We start from the raw sequence: 22,212 nt of genomic DNA, 5'->3' as shown, positions 1-22,212 counted from the left end.
ATGAATATTTGAACATAAATGAGATTAAACCAGCTGATGTGCTATTTGTATGGGGGACAGGATTTATTGACGATGCAATTGAGTTTGTGACACACGGTCCCAGCCATTGTGCCCTGTTCTTGGATAATGAAACGCTAGTTGAAGCACAAGCTGGCAGAGATACCGGCACAATGAATCTATCTTTTTACCTCAATACTAATGCTAGATTAGAAGTTTGGCGGGATGAAACCTTGACTGATGAGGATAGATCAAAAATGGTTTCCTATGCAAAGGAACATTTCGGGATCCATTACGACTATTTAGCCATCCTAGCTGAATTAGCACGGTTTGAACTAAACATCCCGATTAACAGTTTTCATGAAGGAAAACGGCGTATCTGTTCATCTTTTGTAAACGACATCGCAATGTCTGTTGGCCATAACTGGTCGAAAGTGCATTATGCCCCTGCGCCCGTTGACTTAATTAATAGCGGTAAGCTCACAAAGAAAGGGGCATTAAGCCATGGCGAATGAAATGACAGAAGCAGAACGGATGACAAGACATGAAACCAAATTAGAAACAATTGAAATGGTTCTAATGCGTTTAGAAGCGAAAGTGGATACCTGGCAAGCCAATTTTGTCTCGAAAGAATTGTTAGATGAAAAATTACGGTCACGAGACGAAAAAATCGAACGGTTAGAAGAGGAAAAATCCACGAATAAACATACTTTGCCTTTATGGGCTGCGGTCGTTTTATCAGGCGTAGCTATTCTGATTTCATTATGGGCGAAGAAGTAAGGGGGAATCAAATTGAAAAAGGTTGTAGAGGAACATTTTCAGAAACATACAGTGACGGAATATCAACATATACCCGATCATGGAGAACGTAAAGAAACGTCGGAATTCCGAAATTCAAAGCATGAACTCGAAAGTGTGGAACATTTAGGCTGTTTTATTTGCGGATCAATGGAACAAAGGGAATCTCATCATATCTTTGAGCGTTGCTGGAATCACGCTTTTGATTTCCAACGAGTGTCTTACATGCTTTTTAACCATTATGACTATCACGGTCATTGCAAGCGTGACTTTAAGAGTCATGAAGACCTATTGAGGTGGTTTATCGAACATTTCAATGGAAAATATATCGAAGTGTTAGATGAGGATGGATCGCCACATACCATCGTTACTTGTGATGATGAGGCTTTAGATACTATTTACAACCAAATGATTTTAGACAAGAGGCACCACAGGGACGAAGGACATTCAGCCCATGGGGCCTCTTTTGCTACCTTTACAGGTTTAACTGCTGCAAAACCGGATTTTCAAATTGCTTATAGTCCTAAAGAGTACGAAGAAATTGCAAAGGTACACCATGACGAAAAGTATGGGGAGGTGAAGTGATTGAAAACATTCTATTCGTTCTTAGACAACAAGATTTTCCCTTATGTTGTTACATTCTTTGCTAACCCTATTGTGATTTTAATTACCCTTTTGTTATTGGTGCCAATGGTAGGCTGGCAGAATGATGTGATATTAATACTGCTTTTAAACTCGTATATGAACGTTGGTTCGTTTGGTACATCCCAAATCACTTTAAGACAAGTCATTTTAACGGCAGATGAACAGGAAAAAAGGGCACAAGAGACTCACGATTTTGTAATGCAAGAATTACAAATCGCCAAAGAAGAACGCCAGGAATTAACCGAGTTGGTCAAATATTTACACGATAAATTAGATAACGGAGGGAAATAACATGTCATTAGAAACTCAATTCGTACAAGCACTAGGTGGTTTATTATGCGCTACAACAACTGCAGGTATTGGTGTAATTACTCCTAAAATCAAAAAGTTCCTAGAATCACACATAACCGCTAAAAATGCCACCGTGGCCAACGATGCAATCGACGGTTTGTCCAAAATTGTGGAATCAGTTGTATCTGATTTTAATCAGCGTATTGTCAATGATGCAAAATCAAAACAAGCATTGACTCCTGAGTTAGCTGCACAAACCAAAAATGATGCAATTGCTGCTGTTAAGTCGCAAGGTTCTCAGTTTATTAAATTGATTGATGGAGATGCAGAGGCTTTAATATCCACCTTGATCGAGCAGGCTGTATCAAAGGCAAAAGGGGGTAAATAACCATGTTACAAATCAAAGGGATTGACGTTTATCAAGGCGATGGTCCTGTCGATTGGGCAAAAGTAAAAGCAGACGGTGCGAAATTCGCATTTATCAAAGCTACACAAGGTATCGCTTATAAGTATGTGGATTATTTTCGAAATAACGCTCCAAAAGCTTTAGGCGCCGGATTGGATGTAGGTGCTTATCATTACGCTACTTTTAGCACTGTTCCAGAAGCACTTACCCAAGCAAAGTATTTCGAGAGTGTGATTAAGGATTTCAAATTGACTTATCCGGTTGCGCTTGATCTTGAGGAAAACAAAGCTAAGGTTAGTAAGAAACAATTAACGGATGCTGCTATCGCTTTCATTGAATACCTGGAGAATAAGGGTTATTTCGTCATGCTTTACACATATGACAGCTTTTTAGATGAACAATTAGAAAAAGAGCGACTTACCAATTACGCTCCTTGGATTGCCCGTTATCAAGGACAATTAAAAAACCATGCCGACATTTGGCAATATACCGAAACAGGGACCGTCGAGGGGATAGCTGGCAAAGTGGATATGAACTGGTCATACCGTGACTTTGCTGCAGAAATTGCGGCTAAAAATAAACCGGCTGCAGAAATAAAATCTTTATCAGGGCAAATAGGTGTCATCACTGTCACTACGAATACTGTAATCCGAAAAGGCCCTAATCCAGCCTATGATATTGTCAATTCTGTTAAAGTTGGAGATACCTTTAAGTGCTATGGCTACCAAGATGGATGGTATAACGTCGGTTCTGGATGGATTAAAGCTGAATATGTGACGTTCAAAAAGATTTAAGCAGAAAGCCCTCTTACTCATTTAGTAGGAGGGCTTTAATTGTATTCCACGAACTGGTGATTGTAAGGGGACAGCTGGAGCTAATTGCGAAGCAGGTGGAAAAGCAATAGAAGAAGCTATGGAATATCCCTGTAGTTCTGAATATCGCTTAATCGTACCGGCAGTACCAATTTGCAAAATTGCTGTATTGCCCATTTCACCGATTTTCAAAAAGTTGATTTTAATTCCTAATTGAGTTTTGTAATCCATAAACATCACCCAAAACAATTCTATGCGAATGCTCCGATGTTTTTTCTTTAAAAAGGCAAATAATCTTCAGTAATAAAATCTCTTTTAGTCCATTCTTCCTCTTCTTCCTTCAAAACCAACTCTGTTATATTTTGATCTCCATCGGCAATGACTTTCTCAAGTTGAGCATGATAAGACATTTCTTTCTTAATATGTTTCCACCACTCATAAGCTACTTGTTCCGGTTTACGGCCGCGTAATGGAAAAGAACTGGCTGACATCGATTTATTTCCACTTGCAATGAAATGCATTTCAATTGTTACGTTCATTTTTATATCCCTCCATTTCTCATTATACAAACAAATGTTCGAAAATCTAGTTGTGTTTGGCATGAAAAATGTTTTAATATCACTAAAAAAATAAGCTCTGAAAATTTATGCAGAGCTTATTTCGTCATTTATCTTTTAATATCATATTTATTTTCAATTACAGCAATATTCGCTATAGCTGTATACATTTGAGATTGTGATTCGTTAATCTTGTCTGTAATTTGATTTGCAACTGAAGGCGGAAAATCATTTTTATCAACTGCATCTGCTGCCATTTTAGCTGCCTCGCTTCTAAGCATAGCGGCAGCTTGAGCATTTTGTTCAAAGTCACTTATTTCTTTTTTATCCTCGTTAGACATACCGTCTACAGGCGTTATGTTTAGTGAAGTCATCATATTTTCATATTGCTGCTTTACATAAACAAGGTTATTGTATGCTTTGTATTGATCGTAAGTCCCATCCTTCATAGACTTAAATGTCGGCATCCAGTAGGTATTCCAAATACTATCATATTCTTTATAAAAATTATCAATTGTAGGTTTTAGACTTTTTATATATTCAGCCTTAATTTTATTATTAGCGGTTGCTTCTTGTTCTGCTTTTTTATTCTCTTGAGCATTTTTAACCCCTGTTGTATCTTCAGGATTTTTCTTCGTTTGTTCTTGGGCTACCTTACCGATTGTTGCTTTGGATACTTTAATTGTTTGTTGCTTATTTACGTTTTTTGCTGTTGAGTCCGTTTGTTGGGAGTCTGGTGATAAAATTGAGCCTATAATACCAACAACAAAGAAAGTTCCTGCATAAATTAACCGATTTTTGGTTTTTCCTGTCTTTTTAATTTTACTTACAATAGACCAAATGATAAAAACAATAAAACCAAATGAGCCGATATTTAATAACATTTCTCCAATTAGTTTACCAATAGATGCTGCTAATGAAATAAAAATTAGTGTACAAATTAAACAAATAGAAAAAGTCCAAATAGCCTGTTTTCTTCCCCAGGGCTTTTCTCCCTGCTTTAAATTTTGATTGAAAATACTTGGATTAAAAATACCTATCAAAGATACGATTGTTGCTAAAGCAAAAATAATTGTTAAACCCCACCATAAGTACTGCATGATCTTCCTCCTATTCCTCTGTATCCCTTTCGTATAACTCCTCAATTTTAACCTCTAATAATTCGGCTAGTCTAAATGCCTTATCAATTGTCGGATAGGTTTTTCCTGTACACCAATTGCTTAATGTATTTGCACTGATCCCCAATTCTTTTTGAATAAATTCCCTCCTATATTTTGATGTTCTCAGCAATATACCTATTCGACTATTTAGCATTTATTACCACCCCAACTACAATATTCCACAAAAAATTATTAAATCCTTCCACAATTTTTTGTGATAGACAGGCAATTTCTAGGTAATTGCCCCATATCATAAAATTAAGAAATTTATTAATTGATAATGCAGGGGAGAGGGATGGTAATGGCGATAAAAAGTTTCAGTTATAAAGAAGGTAATGAACAACACAAAAAAGCGGTTGAGTATTTGGAAGCTCAACCGAATCAGTCACAATTTCTTATTAATTTATTAATTACTGCTATGGAGGAAAATCACCGTGAGGATAATTTGGAAGATAAGATACGAACTATCGTATCTGAAATTGTGGGTCAGCAAAGGGGAGCGAGAGGGGGTATCCGATATATTGAAAAGCAGACTTAGGCTAGGAACATCGGAAAACGGTTCATTTTCCAATGTATGCATGCTTTTTTGAAAATATAACTTGGGAGGCTTGTTAGATGAAAAAAAATAATGTTATTAAATTTGATAATTTCATGGATGGTAGCTACAAGTCAGGTCCGTCAAAGAGTCAGAAGGTTATAGTTCATTTTAAAAAGAACAAAAAAGTTTATATCCGCGTTGGATTAATGACTGCATCAATTAGTTTATCAGTTATTCATCCGGCATTCGCTGCTTCTGGACTTGGAACTGGATTTGACGATCTAGGTTATCAAATTTACCGACAGCTTTTGTCTATCGGCAAATGGGTCATTATAGTGAAAGGTGGGTGGGACGTGATTAGAGCAACTTTAAGTAATGATTATGTCAAAGCTAAAAAAGACTTTATCAGTTATTTATTAGCTTATGTCTTCTTATTAATCCTGCCGGAAGCCATGGACTATGCAGATAGAGTCGTTAAACACGTTAAACTTGCACAGGGGTGAATAACTATGAAATTCGTGTTAACGAGCGGTTACGGCATGGTAGAAGCTGTTAGGGGAAATACAGCACATACAGGAATTGATTTAGCTGTACCAAAAGGAACTGAATTACATTCCTTTGCTACTGGAATTGTTACCAAAGTATTTGATGGTTCTACGAATATCGGAAAAGGTGTAATGGTTAAAAGTCAAGATGGTACTGAAATGATCTGGGGACACATGGATAAGGTAGATGTACATCAAGGGGAGTTGATACACGAAGGAGATTTGCTGGGGCTTAGTGGATCTTCTGGTCATTCAACGGGGCCTCATCTTCATTTTGGAGAAATGCAAAACGGTCAATTCATAGACCCTTCCAAAGATTTATCCGCTTTGCAGGATCATATCGGAGATACAATCATAAAACAACCGCCTTGGTGGGACTTGTGGGGCAATATTACCTATCATGCAAGGGAAAACTTTGGGCAATTGATTTTAGACTTTCTAGGGGCTATAAACGATGTCTTTCTAGCCTTGATGGATAACATTGTACTGCTTGGGGGAAGTACTCTTATCATTCTTGGAGTATCAGGCTTTAAAAATGGATATAGATATGCTTTTCTTATGTTTATGGTGCGAATCCTAATTAAAACTCTTTTAGGGGGTAACATCTAATGAAAGGGATTAAGTTATCAGAATTTGTACGTGTCAGTAAGCCTGAATACATTTATTTGAAGCTAATCCCTAACAATTCAGTAACTAACACTAAAACTCATTATATAGCCAGAACGATATCAAATCTTTGGAAGTCGCTTTATCAAAACATAAAAGTGGAAGAAAGAAAAATAAAAAAAATATTAGGGAAACAGTTTATTATACCTTCTAAATTAACATACCAAATGCCCTCTAAAGTCTCCTACTATATCTACATGGAAAAGAAAAAAATCGAGTTTTATTTCATCGTTCCCAAACACTTCGAAACCATTATTAAGGAAAAAATCAATAACGTATGGCATTCCATCACTATTGAAAAGGTTGAAACAATTCCTTTATTTACAAATGAAGCTGCTTGTTACGAAATGGTTTACAAGAAGGAGGATGGATTGGCATTAAAAACAGATCGAAGAGATTCCTATTTGCTGCAGTCTAATTTGAATATTGTGGATGTGATGGAAGAAGGAGATAGAGTGGGTGTATTTTATAATTTTATCCCCACTTTTCAGCCTCCTTTCTTAAATCAATATCGAAATACGATTGAAAAAATAAAATCTGGGAAGCCAGTAGATAGAAATAAATATGGATTAGGATATGCATTGAAGGTAGGGTTATCTGTCCTGGATGGCATTATTCAAGATGTAGCGAGTGTGCTAGGTGGTAAAAAGAAAATGGATGATTCGGTATTGCAAGGCATAGTCGAAAAACTGAATGGCGGTAAAACCGTTAGTGAGAGCACAGAAAGAAAAGGGAAAGGGACTGTATTAAACACACAAATTTTATTGTTCAGCGAATCTCCTGATCTGACAAGGCAACAAAACAACGTGGTTTCATTAAATCAATCATATGAAATTTTAACAGAAGATAATAAGTTGATTGCAAAGCCTTTTAAAAAGAAAGTTTTCTTTGATAAATATAACATTGGAGCTGAAATTAATAAAGTAGGCGATCAGGAAGCGCAAAATTTTATTCAGTTAACTGGAAGAGATATATTGGAAAGACATCATTTTATCGAGAAGGTAAATACTCATGAAACACAAGTCCCTGACGAATTGCGAAAAGGGGTTTTCTGTATTGGAACGAACACATTCAGAGGAAATAAGCAAAAGGCATATTTGACTGAACATCATGATTTTAAAAATTTATTACTTTTATTAATCGGCCCCACACGGGCAGGGAAATCCAACTTTATCAGTCATCTTTCCATCGATGCTGTAGAAAATGGCGAATGTGTTATTATTTTCGATTTTATTAAGAAAAATGAATTGAGTGATACAGTAGCCAACTGCTTTCCCTCTGAAAAAGTATTAAACATCGAAGTAACGGATGTTGATAACATTCAGGGTATGGGATATAACGAAGCAAAATCTACATCAACAGACCCTTTTAAACGCTATACCAGCGCAAAGCTCCAAAACTCTAACCTCATTGCCTTGATTAACGCCGTAAAAGCTGACGGTTTAGCTCCGCTCTCATCTAAAATGAAACGATATCTTGAAGCATCTGCCCTTGTTGTTTTTTCTAATAATGGAGCTTTTAAGGATGTCGTTGAATGCTTACAAGATCACGTTGTTCGTTACCGGTGGATTCGCAAAGTTCCAAAGGATATGAATGAGTATCTGGATAAATACGTGGCAGTATTGCAAGAATTAGATGAATTCAATAGGGAAGGGGATACTGTCATTGGAACCAAAATAGGAAAAGTGGACGGAATATTGGATAGGATGAACGAACTTACTCTTAACCCTTATATAGAACTGATGCTAAATAAGGACACAACTAATAATATAAACCTAGCTGAAGAGATCCAGAAGAATCAAGTTATTTGTATACGGATGAAGGGATCGCATTTCCCTACAAACATGGAAAAAGATGTACTCACCACATATTGGTTAACAAAAATAATGTTAGCGTTGGAAGTAAGAGAAGATATGGTTCCAGAGGATGACAGGGTGAAAGTTAATTTAGTGATCGATGAACTATATCAGGTGGAAAATTGCGAGAAAGTATTGAAATCCAAATTATCACAAATAGCTAAATTTAGATGTAAACCCATTGTATCTTGTCACTACATCAACCAATTAACATACCTAAGAAGTGAGTTGCGTAGCGCCAATACTTCTTACATGCTCATAGCCGGTTGCGATGAAGATAATTTTAAGGAAATAAGCAGCGATTTAGCTCCATTCACGTATGAAACCTCACTAAAAACCATGTCTTCTTATCATTCCTTAAACAGAATCAAAACAAAAGATGGTTATGCAACATTTATTACTAAACTTCCAGGTAAAGTGGAAGATCGAAAGAAAAAATGTAAATCGATTCTACCTTTAAATTTAAATGAGTAAAAAACAATTTAATCATGAATTTTGCATGAAAGATAATTTTGCACCAATTTTGCATCTGTACATTTGGATACATAGGATTGATATTGATATAACTGTGTTTCTCTGAATAGTGGCATTCGTTCAAGTGAAACCGGGCATCATTTCGCCAATCCGAACAACCGGTTTTGGAAAATTCTCTTCGAAGCTGGATTGACTCCAAGAAAATTTTCAGCTTCAGAAGATGATTTGATGTTGGAATTAGGTTTAGGGATCACCAACATTGTGGCTCGGCCAACAAAAGCAGCAGACGAGATTAGGAAAGAAGAATATGAAGAAGGCAGAGAGATTTTAAAAAAGAAAATTGCCGCACTGAAGCCTGAAATTGTTTGCTATGTTGGGAAAGGGGTATACTTGGAATTTAGCGGTCGGAAAGCTGCACCATGGGGATTTCAGGAGAAAGCAGTTGTGCCAGGGACTTTAGACTTTGTAGCTCCATCATCAAGCGGCTTAGTCAGAATGCGGCTGGAGGAGATGACGGAGATCTATAAGGATCTTTCCAGGTTTATTTCAAAATAAAGGATCGACGAGATGATACGTCGATCTTTTATTTCGCCGATAGGAAACTTTCCTATCAGGCATAAGTGCACTAAGGAATGCTTCGTGAGCATTGTCTTCGCAGTCGATCGGAGAACTTCGCCTCTGTCTTCGCCCTAACACGCTCGCCAGTCGGCGAGTTTTGTTTATGTTTCATATTTATTTTGATAGTGAGACAGGGCTAAAAGCGGAAAAATATAGCGATAGCTGTGATAGTGAATATAGAAAGCGCCCGCCATTCCTTGCCCTGTTGGGTATTTGAAGGTCCAATCATTATTTTTGAGTGAAGTGAGCAAAAACTTGATGCCTTTTTGAATATCTGCTGTTGGTGTTTCCGAAATAGAAATTAATCCATCCAGAGCCCAAGAAGTGTGGGTAAGGGTGCTTGCATGCAAAGGAATATATGTTTTACGGTTATCGCTGTGGCATGACTCTCCCCATCCGCCATCGTCATTTTGAATGTCCCGCAGCCAATGGACTGCTTTTTGAATATAAGGTTCATCCTTTGAAATACCAACTGCTTGTAAACCTGTGATGGCTGCCCATGTCCCGTAAATATAACAAATACCCCAGCGGCCATACCAGGAGCCATCATTTCTTTGATCTTTTTTCAGCCATTCAATCCCTTTTTTAATAACGGAATGGTTTTTGGATAGATTGGTGTAATTCCCGAAAAACTCTAAGGTCCTTCCGGTAAGATCCGCACAAGCAGGATCTAACAGTAAAAACTCACCTTTTTCAATTGGAAGAAATGAAGCCACTTTCGATTCTGTATTTCTTTCGAATGCCGGCCATCCGCCATCATCATTTTGCATGGATAACGCCCAGCTGATTCCCTTAGACCAAGATGCAGATTCCGATGGAATTATTCTTGCTATTGCTCGGAGTGAGGCGGTCGTATCATCGACATCCGGGAGCATTGTATTAATATTAGAAAACCCCCAGCCTCCTGGCAAACTAGTAGGGTTATGAATAACCCAATCTCCAAATTTGTCTTGCTGCCGACTAAGAATATACTGATTGGCGTTTGCAACCATTTTATCTTCAGGTGAAATACCTGCATTCTGCAGTGCGATGCTGATTAAAGCGGTATTCCACACGTTTGCAGTTGTATATTGCATATGTGGGTATCCGTTAATATCACATTTCATTGATTTTAAACCGGAAATGGCGTTTTTTATATGGGGGTCTGTTTTTTCATAACCAAGGGCAAGAAGTGCAAATATCATTAAAAAGGTGCAGCTAAAATAGCTATAGAATGTGCCGTCCGGTTCAATTCGGTCAAGCATATATTTTTTTGCTCGCTCCAATGCCTTTGCACGAAGTTCTCCGGGAAGGCCAATAAGGCTTTTCGCGCCATTTTCGATAATGGATAATAGAGAGCGCCATTCATTGGAGCGAATCCATGTTTCCTCATCATTACGATGCATTTTTAATTCCGACAAATCAGGGGTTCTAGATGTAGGGATGGAGAATTTTTTTGTTGCTAGTATCATGATGGGCGTTAGATTTGCTCTTCCGAAAATAGAGAAAGAATAAAAATTGATTGGAAATTGGAGTGGCAAAAGGATGAATTCAATCGGAAGCTGTGAAAATGCCGGCCATTGGTATTGTCCTGTTAAAGCAAGCATAATTTTTGTATAGGTACCTGCCTCGCTTAGACCGCCACCGGCAATAATAAACTTTTTGGCGGATTGAAGCCGCCTATCTTCTTTTGACAGGTACCCCGAATAAAGCAATGCGTAATAGGCTTCCAAAGTAGCAGTTACATTCCCTTGCCCTTCATCATAGAAAAGCTTCCATGCTCCGTTTTTCTCCTGCCGGCTTAAAATCCTTTTACATAGTCCATGAATTAATTCCTCATCATGTATTTCCAATGTCCTTAATAAAATAATCATATATGCATCAGTGGAAATGCCGGTATCAAATGGATAATTCCAGGAACCATCGGGAGATTGATCTTTTCTAAGTGTCTCAATAAGCCAATCCTTCCCTGCATTTATATCCATCATCTTAGGTTTCATTCCTCTCCCAAAGATATTCTTCAGGTTATACATATTCTTCGTGTCTTGAGAGAATTCGTAATTGGGGGGATCAACCATTTTTTTTATAAGAAACCTCAAAAAAACATCGCTTGACTATATTAAGGAGGACCTAAAAAAGAAAAGTAAACCATCATTGTCATCTTCTCAAAACCTAAATCCTGGGAATCGGAAATTTCTAGATAAAATCAGGAGGATAACAGCAGAACATAATGTAAATAACGTGACAAGAACAAAAGCCTACCTTGAGTTTTACCTGCGTTATCCTGACATCCACTGGGCTTTTTTAGGACACATGGTTTCCAGGAATGGCGGCTGGAATATGACGGATTTAAAAGGCGAATTTTTGCCCCGTTTATTATCCAATAAAGAACGTAACTCCTTGTTTAATTTTTTAGAACGCGGTAACTGGCTGATTTTTCAGGACGTGTATCCGCAATTTTTGCTCTATGAAGAAAGTTTGAAACAAAACAAGCCATTATTCTATTTATTTTCTGATTTGAATATTTCAATCTTTATGGAAACGATTTGGAATTATTTTTGGCAGCACCATGATCCGTATATTCTTTGCATCGCCCTAGTTATTAATGAACAAAGCTATTTAGAAAAACGAGTGATACAGAATCCCATATACCAAAAAGAAGTGCTAAATAAATTTGAATTTTTCCTCCAGGATTTTTTATCATTTAACCACATCCTCTTTCCATATGGGGCAGGACATTTAAAGGGGCAGACACTTCACCAATTTGAATCGTTGCATGAAAGGATCTTGTTGGGAAAAAGATTGTATGCAGTTTTGTTTAGGGATGGGGAATTTTTACAAGATACAGTCAATTGGGCAAAAAGCCATCCGCATACTGGGTCAAGAAAGGATTACTGGCCACATCTATTTAACCAGGTAAAGGAGGGGATTCCTGGATTTCCTTTTCCGCTTCGATTAAAAAATTGTCTACTTCGAAAAGGTGCTGGGAGGATATTTAGCCCGAAACTTGAAGACGCATGGAAAAATGTCATTCAGAAGGAGGCAGAAAAAGGGGATTGGTTCAATAATATCGATGTGGTGAATTATTTACAAAAAGATGAAGAATTGATTAATGGGGAGATTGAACATGAATACTGTAAAACACTTGAACGACTCGAGCTCGCAGCCGTTGCCAAAAAGACCATTAATTTTCTGGAATAAACATTCATTTGCATGTGCCGTCCTTGCTTCGCTGCTTGGAACTTATTTAGACCTTTATTTTGTAGGAAAAGGATGGAATCAATTTCCCGAGAGGCCATTTCCAGATATTTTTTCGATCAATATTTTATTTAATTTAGTAGGATTGCCATTTTTGATTCTGATTTTTATCAATTGTCTTTCCAAAGTGAACCATTGGGGAAAGGCGGGGATTGTTTTGTTTGTCAGCCTGCTAATGCCAATTTTGGAAAAGCTGTCAGAAATGTTAGGCTTTTTTGTCCATACTAATAGGTGGCAGCATATTTATACATTTTTTGGTTATCTTCTATTTTTAACGATTATAACTATTTATTTCCATTGGTTAGAACCCATTCAAAAAGCCAGGCAATAATTGCCTGGCTTTTTGGTAAGGACCACTTCCGTCCGTACAGTGGTTAAGTGTCCCGCAACAAGCGAAATGTTCGGAAGTGGTCCCTGATTTTATTTTACCACAAATATAGGAGAATATATATGGGCATTAGGCTAAAAGAAAAAATGTGTCAATTTAAAATATACAAAAAGTTTACATAGATGCACTTGAAGAATATGTTATTAGCATTATAGTATTAGGGCAAACAAAATAAATTTCGTAAAGGATGAAAAGTGAATTGAAAGAAAAAATAGCGATTATTGATATTGGATCCAATACCATTCGCCTTGTAATTTACGAAAAATCAAAAGTTGGAAGTTCTTTTAAAGAAATAGAAAACATCAAAAATACATATCGACTTCGGAAGTACTTAAGTAAGCAGCAATTGTTAAAAAAAGAGGGAATTAACTTGTTGATAAAATCCCTCCAGAGTTTTAAATTGGTCCTTAATGTCTATGAGGTAACACAAACTATCTGTGTAGCAACCGCCACCATTAGGCAGGCTGAAAATAAAGAAGAAATTATGCAGATCGTTCAGCAAGAGACTGGATATTCTATCTGTATTTTGGATGAGTATGAGGAAGCCTATTACGGCTATTTAGCTGCTACACATGCACTGGACATAAGTGAAGGAATTACATTCGATATGGGGGGCGGAAGTACTGAACTCACTTATTTCAAACATCATGATTTGGTTCATTATACAAGTCTTCCATTTGGTGCTTTATCATTAAAACTTCAGTTTGTTAAAGGGGATGTTCCTACTGAACAAGAATTGTTACAAATTCGTCATTATATCCGGTCTGAATTAGAAAATCTTCCATGGATTGCAAATAAACATATTCCGATCATCGCCATGGGGGGAAGTGTCCGAAACGTAGCTCAGCTCCATCAAAATATCATCCATTATCCACTGGCAGATATTCATCAATATGAAATGGAAGTATCGGATATACTGGCTATAAAAGATAAGATTAAACCTTTCACATTAACTAATTTACAAAATGTTGATGGGCTTTCAAAGGATCGTGCGGATACGATTTTGCCAGCTTTCGAGTTTTTTGAAATTTTGGGTGATATCTCCAAAACAACAAAATTTATAGTAAGCAGACAAGGTTTGCGTGAAGGGGTGCTTTTAAGTAAATGGGCAAATAAGAAAGAAAACGACTTTGCTCCATGGTTAAATCCCGAAATCTTTGAACTGATGCAGGAATATCATATAGACCCAAAAAAGGGGGAACAAATAAAGAGAATAGCGAACTTAATCTTTCATCAAATGAAAGAGATAAAAGGGATCGGGGAGATATTATCAACTTCAGATTTAGAGTTACTGAATAAGGGAGCCGGCATTTTCCGGCTAGGAAAATACCTAAATGATGAATCGAGTCCTTATACTTTTTATATTCTGATTAATTTACCAATGAGCGGCCTTTCACATCAGGATCGTGTGAAATTGGCCCTTATTTCCTCCTTTAAAGGAAGAGATACATTTCGACAGTATATACAGCCTTTTAAAAATTGGTTTACGAAAGAGGAGCGAAAGAAGCTTTGCTTACTTGGTGTCTTATTAAGGTTATCCCAATGTTTAAACAAGACAGAACGTAATATTGTTCATGATATAAAGATTACATCTGTTGAAGAACGTTTGATGATGAATGTGGAATGTCACCATTATTATGCGCCTGAACAATATGAATTGGAAAAGCAAAAAAAACTAATTGAAAAACTATTCAAAATCAAATTAGTATCTCAATTTCATTTGATCAATAGATAGCTTGAAAACAAATGAGGGCTATATCTCGTAAATTTCAGCCTGTTTCTTTCTATGCTAAAAATACGGTGTAAATAATTGGATGTTTTACCTCAACTTAACATTGGCTTTACATTAAATTTACATTTTTGTGATATCTTCGTAAATAATGGATTTTTTTAATGCGGGTAATGGTCATAAAGGAGAGGTAAAATTCATGGTCACAACAATCAATCTAGAGTCACCAGCCTATTATAATAATCGTGAATTGAGCTGGCTATCCTTTAATAAGCGAGTCTTAGAGGAAGCGATGGATCATCGTAATTCTTTATTAGAGCGATATAAATTCCTGGGGATATTCAGTTCAAATTTAGATGAATTTTTTATGGTGCGTGTAGCTGGTTTATTAGACCAGGTAAAGGCCGGATTTAATAGGCCAGAAAATAAAGCCGGATTAACACCTAAAGAGCAAATTGCAGCGATTTCCCATATTACTTGTAAGTTAGTGGAAATGCAAGATCAAACGTATATGAATGAACTAGCTCCATTATTGGCAAAAGAAGGGGTGAAAATCATTCCCTTCAGTGAAGTGCGCCCTGTTTATTTATCTTTTTTAGAAGCCTATTTTGATGAACAACTTTTCCCAGTTTTAACTCCAATGGCGATTGATGCTTATCGTCCCTTCCCAATGTTATTAAATAAATCGTTGAACTTGGCAATCGTCATGCAAGAGAAGGGAAAAGAAAAAGTAACTCCGTTCCCTTTTAATGGGAAATTAGCAATCGTACAAGTACCCGCAGTTGTTAACCGCTACATTGAGCTTCCTTCTGATTGCGGGGAGAGAGTATTTGTTTTAATAGAACAAGTAATTACACATTTTATACATAAGCTATTTAAAGGACAATGGATAAAGTCTGTCACACCATTTAGAATTACACGAAATGCTGATTTAACCATCCATGAGGACGGTGCCGATGATTTATTGCATGAAATTGAGGAGGAGCTCAAGAAACGCAAATGGGGGTCGAGTGTCCGTTTAGAAGTACAGCATCCATATTATGATAAGCAAGTAGTTGAATACTTAAAAGAAGAACTTGAAATTCATAGTAAGGATGTCTATTTTGTTAAGTCGCCTCTGGATTTGACGTTTCTTTTCTCATTTTGTAAAGCAATTGAATCTACTCATGAACAGTTAGTGTCGGAATCCTTTATTCCTCGTCCTCCACAAGATTTGGAGAGAGGGGAAGATATTTTTACCAAAGCTCTTAATGAAGATATATTGCTTCATCATCCGTTTGAATCATTTGAACCTGTTATTCAATTTATCTCTCAAGCAGCAGATGATCCAGATGTCCTGGCTATTAAACAAACGCTTTATCGGGTAAGTGGTGATTCACCTATTATTAAAAGTTTGCAAAGGGCCGCAGAGAAAGGGAAACAAGTAACAGTTTTAGTTGAATTAAAAGCTCGTTTTGATGAAGAAAACAATGTGCAGTGGGCCAGAGAATTAGAAAAAGCAGGATGTCATGTCATTTATGGAATGACTCACTTAAAAACTCATAGTAAAATTACACTGGTTGTCCGCAGAAAATACGGGAAAATTGAACGATTTGTCCATTTGAGTACAGGAAATTATAATGATGCTACCGCAAAGCTGTATACTGATATAGGGCTGATTACAACAAATCGAGAAATTGGTATTGACGCTACCAACTTTTTTAATTACTTAAGTGGACATATGGAAATACCTAAATATCATCATTTATGCGTGGCACCGTTTGAAATTAGAAATGAATTTATCGAACTTATTCAACAAGAAATCATGCATCATAAAGAAAATGGAAATGGATATATTATCGCGAAAATGAATTCCTTAACCGACAAACAAATTATTCTCAAACTTTATGAGGCCTCTAATGCTGGGGTAAAAATAGACTTAATTGTTAGAGGAATTTGCTGTTTGCGCCCCGGGATCCAAGGGGTCAGCGAAAATATTACAGTCAGAAGCATAGTTGGAATGTTCTTGGAGCACTCAAGAATCTATTATTTTAACCATAATGGGAATGAGAAACTTTTCTTATCATCAGCAGATTTAATGACTCGAAACATGGAAAATCGGGTGGAAATTTTATTTCCTGTTATAAAAAATCATTTAAAGGATCGGATTAAGAATTGGCTGGATCTAATGCTGAACGATAATTGCAAAGCCCGAGAACAAAATTCGCATGGAGATTATCATTATGTTGAGATGTCTGGTGAGGAAGAGGAAATAAATAGTCAACAACTTCTTTGTTGCCTGCCTTCAGTAAATGAAAAAGAGAAGCAGGAAACCGAACATGTTCCTATTAAAAATAAATGGACAAAAAGAGATCATGTTTCTTTTCTAAGTATACGAAAGATTTTGACCCCTCTTCAATACTTTAAGGATTCGATGTATTAATAGTTTTTATGATTTATAGTGAATTGAAATATATAATTGTGGCCTTTCTTATAAATGAAAGGCCACAATTTTTTTATAGAAATAACTACAATATCATCCTACTTACTTGAAAAATCATCATCAGCAATTTCATAGAATGAATGGAAACTTTTCTTTCATTTTTTGAAAGTATGATTATGGATTAAAGTGAAAAAGTTATTGGTATTTTCTCTGTTTTTTACTAAAATCTAACATTAATTTACAAGAACTTCATATTGAATTCAAGATCACTTAATACTTTAAAAGTATGATAGAAATCGTTAGGAAATAGGAAGACAAAAAGCTTAGGGGGAAATAAGAAAATGAAAAGTTTAAAAAAATTCGGCCTTCCTGCCATTATGGCATCACTAATGATCGTAATGGCTGCTTGTGGAAGTACAACCACATCTACCAAACAAGCGAATCAAGATGCTACAAAAACTACTGAAACAAAAGAACTTTCAGGCCAACTAGTTATTTCAGGTTCAACAGCTTTGCAGCCATTAGTTTCCGCGGCGGCAGAAGAATTCATGAATAAAAATCCAAAAGTTTCGATCCAAGTAAATGGCGGTGGTTCCGGTACCGGTCTTTCCCAAGCAATGCAAGGCGCAGTTCAAATCGGAAATTCTGATGTATTTGCAGAAGAAAAAAATATTTCCGGTCTAACTGATCATAAAGTAGCTGTGGTTGGAATGACTGCTGCAGTTAATCCAAAAGTGGGAATTAAAGATATTAAAAAAGACGATCTGATTAAAGTTTTCACTGGTAAAATCAAAAACTGGAAAGAACTTGGCGGTCCAGATCAAAAAATTACACTCGTTAACCGTCCTGAGTCTTCTGGTACGCGTGCAATATTCAATAAGTTAGCTCTTGGCGGTGCGAAACCTGCTGAAGGAATCACTCAAGATGCCTCTAACACCGTTAAAAAAATCATCAGTGAAACACCTGGAGCGATTGGTTACCTTGCTTTCTCCTATCTATCTGATAATTCTGTCACAGCCTTATCGATCGATGGTGTTGCACCTACTGCTGAAAATGTTCAATCCGGCAAATTCCCAGTTTGGGCATATGAGCATATGTATACAAAAGGAGAGCCGACGGACCTAGAGAAAGCATTCTTAGATTATCTAATGGGCGATGAAGTTCAAACCACTTTAGTTCCTAAACAAGGCTATATCGCTGTTACAAACATGAAAGTACAACGTGATGCTCAAGGTAATGTGTCGAGCAAGTAATGAAAAGAAAAAAATCTATAAAGGGTAAATGCATCAGAGCATTTACCCTTTGTTATCTTTTATTTTCGTGAATTGGAGAACAATTCAGATGAATAAAACTATTCTAATCGTCGATAAACAATTAAATGATTATAATAGTCTCAAAAAGAGGTTAGAACAGTTAGGATATATCGTTCATACTTTTACGGACTGTAATGAAAGTATAAATTTTTTTACACTTCAGCCTAATCTACTCATCTGCGATTTTCACTTATATCTTCTTTTTGAAAGTGATTTTATCGGGAAAATGACTGACTTCCAACAGGATATTCCCATCATAATGACAGGATTCTCGAAAATAGAAGAAGATTTGCTTATGGCCTTTGCCAAAGGAGCAGCTGACTTCATTGCAAAACCGTTTCACTCAAGAGAAGTGGAGGCAAGAGTTAAAGCTATATTTAGAAGAATGGGAATGACTACAAATGCACAGGTAAAGAAGATAAAAATGGGTCATTACACTTTAATTCCGGAACAATACGAGATGGATCTAAACACACACAGTATCACATTATCGAAAAAAGAACTGGAATTACTATTACTGCTAATTGAAAGAAAAAAAATTTCCAGAGAAGAAATCTTATGGAAATTATGGGGTATTGGATATCATGGAGGGCTTAGAATCGTAGATGTCAATATCAGTAAGCTGCGAAAAAAAATCGAAAAAAATCCTAAAAAACCTCAATATATTAAAACCATAAAAGGTTATGGGTATCGTTTAGATGTGCCGACTGAAAAAGAGGGCTATTAGAAGGAAATGGAACAGGGGGGAGTAAATTATACCCTGTTTTTTTAGTATATAACTATTTATACTTAATAAAAACCATTTCTTCAGAAAGCATAAATGACATATAAAGAAAAATTTAAGATAAAACGGATTTCAATCGAATATCCAATACTTTCTTTTCTTAAAAAGAAAGTGTATGATAAAAATGATTTTTTACATAAAGGAGTGTTAATGATGGCTAAAAAAGGATACATATTAATGGAAAACGGCGAAAAAATTGAATTTGATCTTTTTTCAAATGAAGCACCAGGAACTGTTGCTAATTTTGAAAAATTAGCGAATGAAGGCTTTTACAATGGTGTTATTTTCCACAGGGTTATTCCAGGGTTTGTGAGCCAAGGGGGAGACCCTACTGGTACTGGAATGGGCGGTCCTGGATATACCATAAAATGTGAGACTGAAGGAAATCCGCATAAACACCTACCAGGCGCACTTTCCATGGCGCATGCGGGACGCGACACCGGCGGCAGCCAGTTCTTTATTGTGCATGAGTCTCAACCTCACCTAAACGGTGTTCATACCGTTTTTGGTCAAGTAACATCCGGTCTAGAAACAGCAAAAGCCATGAGAAATGGCGATAAAATGGTTGAAGTACAAGTTTTTGATGAAGAGTAATATGATGAAGAGAGCTGAGAATTTTTTCAGCTCTTTTTTTGTTTAATAATGTCTTCAAAGGGCAAATTAACCTCAGGAAATATATATTTCGGGGGGATAAGATGAAGAATACTTGCCTTTTACTCTTTGGATTCCTGTTTCTTTTTCAACAAACACCTGCAAAAGCTGAATACCCAGAGAATCCTTCTCGAAAGGCTGCGATCATTATTGACGATTTTGGTGGGGGCACTGGAGGAGTTAGAGATTTCTTAGAGGGGGATATACCTATTACGGCTGCAGTAATGCCTTTTACTGAAAGCTCAAAAAAACATGCAGAATGGGCATTTAAAAATGGTTTTGAAGTAATGATTCATCTACCGATGGAGCCGAAACAAGGAAAACGTTCTTGGCTTGGACCTAACCCAATCACTGTTGATTTATCACCTGAAGAAGTGAAAGAGCGGGTTAAAGCGGCGATCAAAAGTGTTCCACATGCCGTTGGACTTAATAATCATATGGGGTCTTTAGCAGTAGAAAATGAGGTTATTGTCAGGGCGATTGTAGAAGTTGCCAAGGAAAACAAGCTGTATATTGTGGACAGTGGAACAAGTCCAAGATCAAAATTTCCTGTAATTGCAAAGGAATTAGGAGTACCATTGTTAAAAAGGGACGTGTTTCTTGATGATATTTCATCTTCTTCCTATGTACATAAACAGATGTTAAGGCTTGCTAAAGTAACGGAAATAAAGGGAAAAGCGATTGCAATCGGCCATGTGGGCATTACTGGAAAAGTTTGTTCCATAGGAATTTTTCAATCGATGGAAGAATTTAAAAAGCGGCACATCCAAATCGTACCAGTCTCGGAGTTGTTTTCAGATAAATTGATTCAAAAGAATATGCTGGAATGAAAAAAAGGCAGCGGTGCTGCCTTTTTTCATTTTCTAAACAGTTTCTTGTCTGTCTTATTAGACCAGAAAAACTGAAATAAATAAAGTATGGTTGCTTTAATTAAAAAGATGAATAAGAATTGATATTTTTTTATTCTGATTAATGATGCTAGACCTAAACTGCGTAACCAATCAGTCATTATCATAGAAAAAATAATATCAATAAATAAATTTAATGAAAAATATCTGACGAAGTGACCAAATGTAAATTTCATGATCCATAAAGTACCAACAAAAAAAGGTCCTGCTATGAGCGGGAGCTCTCCCAATGTTTTCGGAATCAATTTTTTATAAAAAAGCCACCACTTTTGCTTATGAGCTACAATCGATTCAATAAAAACAACTACACAAATGAACAAGGCACTAGGAAAATAGCGTTTAAACGACCGCTTATCCATAAACGGAAGTGTAAGCCATGGGATCAGCATTATACTCCCTAATAGTAGCTTATCATATTTCATTAGAAATTTGATCATTTCCATTCACCACATCCTTACCATTTATATTACCCTAAAAAAGGTAAACTATGTAAATAAGGCAAAACACTTTTCACGCTATTAGTAAGCTGATACAATTTCATCTGACAATTTAAATTTTTATAGAATGAAAGTTAGCGACGGTAAAGGAATGGATTATGATGAAATTGGTATCTTGGAATGTAAATGGCCTTAGAGCTTGTGTCAAAAAAGGGTTTTTGGAATATTTTCATGAGGTAGATGCAGATATATTTTGTGTACAAGAAACAAAATTACAAGCTGGGCAAATCGAATTGGCTTTACCAGGGTACCAGCAATATTGGAATTATGCTGAAAAAAAAGGATACTCAGGAACAGCGGTTTTTACAAAATTAAAACCACTTTCTGTCCGTTATGGTTTAGGCGAGGATGAATCAGAAGAAGAAGGAAGAATTTTGACGTTAGAGTTTTCTGATTTCTTTCTAGTAAATGTTTATACACCTAACTCGCAACGCGATTTGGCTAGATTGGGCTATAGACTTGAATGGGAAGAACGGATCCTTCCATATTTACAGGAGCTTGATTTGAAAAAAGCTGTGATTCTTTGTGGAGATCTAAATGTTGCACATAAAGAAATCGACTTGCGAAACCCGAAATCAAATATAGGCAATTCGGGGTTTACTTATGAAGAACGTGAAAAAATGACTACATTACTAAACGCAGGCTTTATTGATAGTTATCGCCATTTTAATCCGGATCAAGAGGGAGCCTATACATGGTGGTCCTATATGAATAAAGTCCGAGAACGAAATATAGGATGGCGTATTGATTATTTTATTACTTCTCAGTCCTTATCCGAAAGGTTAAAGGAAGCGGAAATTCATTCACATGTCTTAGGCAGCGATCATTGTCCAATCTTACTTGAAATTGATTTAAATGTAGAAGAATAACTTTTTCTTATGACGGTGTATAAAATACCCGTCATTTTCTTTTTTGTGAAG

At 36.4% G+C, this 22,212-nt stretch carries 26 protein-coding genes; 20 read left to right on the top strand and 6 right to left on the bottom strand.

Annotated features, from left to right (window positions below; all coding sequences use genetic code 11):
• The first annotated feature begins 8 nt into the window (after positions 1-8).
• Genes HPT25_RS23370 through HPT25_RS23345 form a run of 6 tightly spaced genes read left to right on the top strand, consistent with a single transcriptional unit; the run spans position 9 to position 2,931 of the window.
• A complete protein-coding gene (locus HPT25_RS23370) occupies positions 9-512 on the top strand; it encodes a C40 family peptidase (RefSeq protein ID WP_173069780.1) in 504 nt (167 codons plus the stop codon).
• On the top strand, positions 502-777 hold the full coding sequence (locus HPT25_RS23365; RefSeq protein WP_173069778.1) for a hypothetical protein: 276 nt from the start codon (positions 502-504) through the stop codon (positions 775-777). Before HPT25_RS23370 ends, HPT25_RS23365 begins: the two co-directional genes overlap by 11 nt.
• 12 nt (positions 778-789) lie before the next feature.
• The gene (locus tag HPT25_RS23360) at positions 790-1,380 is read left to right on the top strand and encodes a hypothetical protein (RefSeq protein ID WP_173069776.1); all 591 of its coding nucleotides are present in this window, start codon (positions 790-792) and stop codon (positions 1,378-1,380) included.
• Positions 1,381-1,731, top strand: coding sequence for a hypothetical protein (locus HPT25_RS23355; protein ID WP_173069774.1), 351 nt, complete (start codon positions 1,381-1,383; stop codon positions 1,729-1,731). It begins immediately after the preceding gene.
• 1 nt (position 1,732) lies between these two features.
• Positions 1,733-2,119 carry a hypothetical protein gene (locus tag HPT25_RS23350; protein ID WP_173069772.1) on the top strand — a complete coding sequence of 129 codons (387 nt, stop codon included), beginning with the start codon at positions 1,733-1,735 and terminating at the stop codon, positions 2,117-2,119.
• Between the two features lie 2 nt (positions 2,120-2,121).
• Positions 2,122-2,931, top strand: a complete 810-nt coding sequence (locus HPT25_RS23345; protein WP_173069770.1) for a GH25 family lysozyme — start codon at positions 2,122-2,124, stop codon at positions 2,929-2,931.
• 21 nt (positions 2,932-2,952) lie between these two features.
• Here the strand turns inward: HPT25_RS23345 and HPT25_RS23340 are convergent, their stop codons facing one another.
• The 4 genes from HPT25_RS23340 to HPT25_RS23325 form a co-directional block, all read right to left on the bottom strand.
• Complete coding sequence (locus tag HPT25_RS23340) at positions 2,953-3,180, bottom strand: spore germination protein GerPB (RefSeq protein ID WP_173069768.1); 228 nt, start codon at positions 3,178-3,180, stop codon at positions 2,953-2,955.
• 47 nt (positions 3,181-3,227) lie between these two features.
• Positions 3,228-3,488 (bottom strand): hypothetical protein, encoded by a 261-nt coding sequence (locus tag HPT25_RS23335; protein ID WP_173069766.1) that lies wholly within the window; start codon positions 3,486-3,488, stop codon positions 3,228-3,230.
• 128 nt (positions 3,489-3,616) lie between these two features.
• On the bottom strand, positions 3,617-4,606 hold the full coding sequence (locus HPT25_RS23330) for a hypothetical protein (RefSeq protein WP_173069764.1): 990 nt from the start codon (positions 4,604-4,606) through the stop codon (positions 3,617-3,619).
• A 10-nt stretch (positions 4,607-4,616) separates the two neighbouring features.
• Positions 4,617-4,820 (bottom strand): helix-turn-helix transcriptional regulator, encoded by a 204-nt coding sequence (locus HPT25_RS23325; protein WP_173069762.1) that lies wholly within the window; start codon positions 4,818-4,820, stop codon positions 4,617-4,619.
• 147 nt (positions 4,821-4,967) lie between these two features.
• Between HPT25_RS23325 and HPT25_RS23320 the strand changes: the two genes are divergently transcribed.
• The 5 genes from HPT25_RS23320 (at position 4,968) to HPT25_RS23300 (ending at position 9,300) form a co-directional block, all read left to right on the top strand.
• Positions 4,968-5,204 carry a hypothetical protein gene (locus tag HPT25_RS23320; RefSeq protein ID WP_173069760.1) on the top strand — a complete coding sequence of 79 codons (237 nt, stop codon included), beginning with the start codon at positions 4,968-4,970 and terminating at the stop codon, positions 5,202-5,204.
• Positions 5,205-5,281: 77 nt separating this feature from the next.
• Positions 5,282-5,707, top strand: a complete 426-nt coding sequence (locus HPT25_RS23315) for a hypothetical protein (protein WP_173069759.1) — start codon at positions 5,282-5,284, stop codon at positions 5,705-5,707.
• Between the two features lie 6 nt (positions 5,708-5,713).
• Positions 5,714-6,358, top strand: coding sequence for a M23 family metallopeptidase (locus tag HPT25_RS23310; RefSeq protein WP_173069757.1), 645 nt, complete (start codon positions 5,714-5,716; stop codon positions 6,356-6,358).
• Positions 6,358-8,745 (top strand): type IV secretory system conjugative DNA transfer family protein, encoded by a 2,388-nt coding sequence (locus tag HPT25_RS28505; RefSeq protein WP_217269807.1) that lies wholly within the window; start codon positions 6,358-6,360, stop codon positions 8,743-8,745. Before HPT25_RS23310 ends, HPT25_RS28505 begins: the two co-directional genes overlap by 1 nt.
• 102 nt (positions 8,746-8,847) lie before the next feature.
• On the top strand, positions 8,848-9,300 hold the full coding sequence (locus HPT25_RS23300; RefSeq protein WP_173071420.1) for a mismatch-specific DNA-glycosylase: 453 nt from the start codon (positions 8,848-8,850) through the stop codon (positions 9,298-9,300).
• A gap of 164 nt (positions 9,301-9,464) precedes the next feature.
• Here HPT25_RS23300 and shc read toward each other — a convergent pair whose 3' ends face one another.
• A complete protein-coding gene (gene shc, locus HPT25_RS23295; RefSeq protein WP_173071418.1) occupies positions 9,465-11,330 on the bottom strand; it encodes a squalene--hopene cyclase in 1,866 nt (621 codons plus the stop codon).
• A 97-nt stretch (positions 11,331-11,427) separates the two neighbouring features.
• Here shc and HPT25_RS23290 point away from each other — a divergent pair, with 97 nt between their 5' ends.
• From HPT25_RS23290 to HPT25_RS23255, 8 genes are all read left to right on the top strand, one after another.
• Positions 11,428-12,543 (top strand): DUF2515 domain-containing protein, encoded by a 1,116-nt coding sequence (locus HPT25_RS23290; RefSeq protein ID WP_173071414.1) that lies wholly within the window; start codon positions 11,428-11,430, stop codon positions 12,541-12,543.
• Positions 12,470-12,931, top strand: a complete 462-nt coding sequence (locus tag HPT25_RS23285; RefSeq protein WP_246277271.1) for a CBO0543 family protein — start codon at positions 12,470-12,472, stop codon at positions 12,929-12,931. The genes HPT25_RS23290 and HPT25_RS23285 overlap by 74 nt, the downstream gene beginning before the upstream one ends.
• A 256-nt stretch (positions 12,932-13,187) precedes the next feature.
• Complete coding sequence (locus tag HPT25_RS23280) at positions 13,188-14,723, top strand: Ppx/GppA family phosphatase (protein WP_173069754.1); 1,536 nt, start codon at positions 13,188-13,190, stop codon at positions 14,721-14,723.
• Positions 14,724-14,916: 193 nt separating this feature from the next.
• On the top strand, positions 14,917-17,139 hold the full coding sequence (locus HPT25_RS23275) for an RNA degradosome polyphosphate kinase (protein ID WP_246277270.1): 2,223 nt from the start codon (positions 14,917-14,919) through the stop codon (positions 17,137-17,139).
• 341 nt (positions 17,140-17,480) lie between these two features.
• The gene (locus HPT25_RS23270) at positions 17,481-18,392 is read left to right on the top strand and encodes a phosphate ABC transporter substrate-binding protein (protein WP_173069750.1); all 912 of its coding nucleotides are present in this window, start codon (positions 17,481-17,483) and stop codon (positions 18,390-18,392) included.
• 88 nt (positions 18,393-18,480) lie between these two features.
• On the top strand, positions 18,481-19,179 hold the full coding sequence (locus tag HPT25_RS23265) for a winged helix-turn-helix domain-containing protein (protein ID WP_173069748.1): 699 nt from the start codon (positions 18,481-18,483) through the stop codon (positions 19,177-19,179).
• Between the two features lie 210 nt (positions 19,180-19,389).
• A complete protein-coding gene (locus HPT25_RS23260; RefSeq protein ID WP_173071412.1) occupies positions 19,390-19,830 on the top strand; it encodes a peptidylprolyl isomerase in 441 nt (146 codons plus the stop codon).
• A 101-nt stretch (positions 19,831-19,931) separates the two neighbouring features.
• The gene (locus HPT25_RS23255; protein ID WP_173069746.1) at positions 19,932-20,717 is read left to right on the top strand and encodes a divergent polysaccharide deacetylase family protein; all 786 of its coding nucleotides are present in this window, start codon (positions 19,932-19,934) and stop codon (positions 20,715-20,717) included.
• A gap of 26 nt (positions 20,718-20,743) precedes the next feature.
• Here HPT25_RS23255 and HPT25_RS23250 read toward each other — a convergent pair whose 3' ends face one another.
• Positions 20,744-21,238, bottom strand: coding sequence for a hypothetical protein (locus tag HPT25_RS23250; protein ID WP_246277269.1), 495 nt, complete (start codon positions 21,236-21,238; stop codon positions 20,744-20,746).
• 155 nt (positions 21,239-21,393) lie between these two features.
• Between HPT25_RS23250 and HPT25_RS23245 the strand changes: the two genes are divergently transcribed.
• The gene (locus HPT25_RS23245; protein WP_173071408.1) at positions 21,394-22,161 is read left to right on the top strand and encodes an exodeoxyribonuclease III; all 768 of its coding nucleotides are present in this window, start codon (positions 21,394-21,396) and stop codon (positions 22,159-22,161) included.
• Positions 22,162-22,212: the final 51 nt, after the last annotated feature.

Origin of the sequence: Neobacillus endophyticus (assembly GCF_013248975.1) — a bacterium.
Taxonomy (GTDB): Bacteria; Bacillota; Bacilli; order Bacillales; family Cytobacillaceae; genus Neobacillus; species Neobacillus endophyticus.
This window is presented reverse-complemented; position numbering and strand designations above follow the sequence as displayed.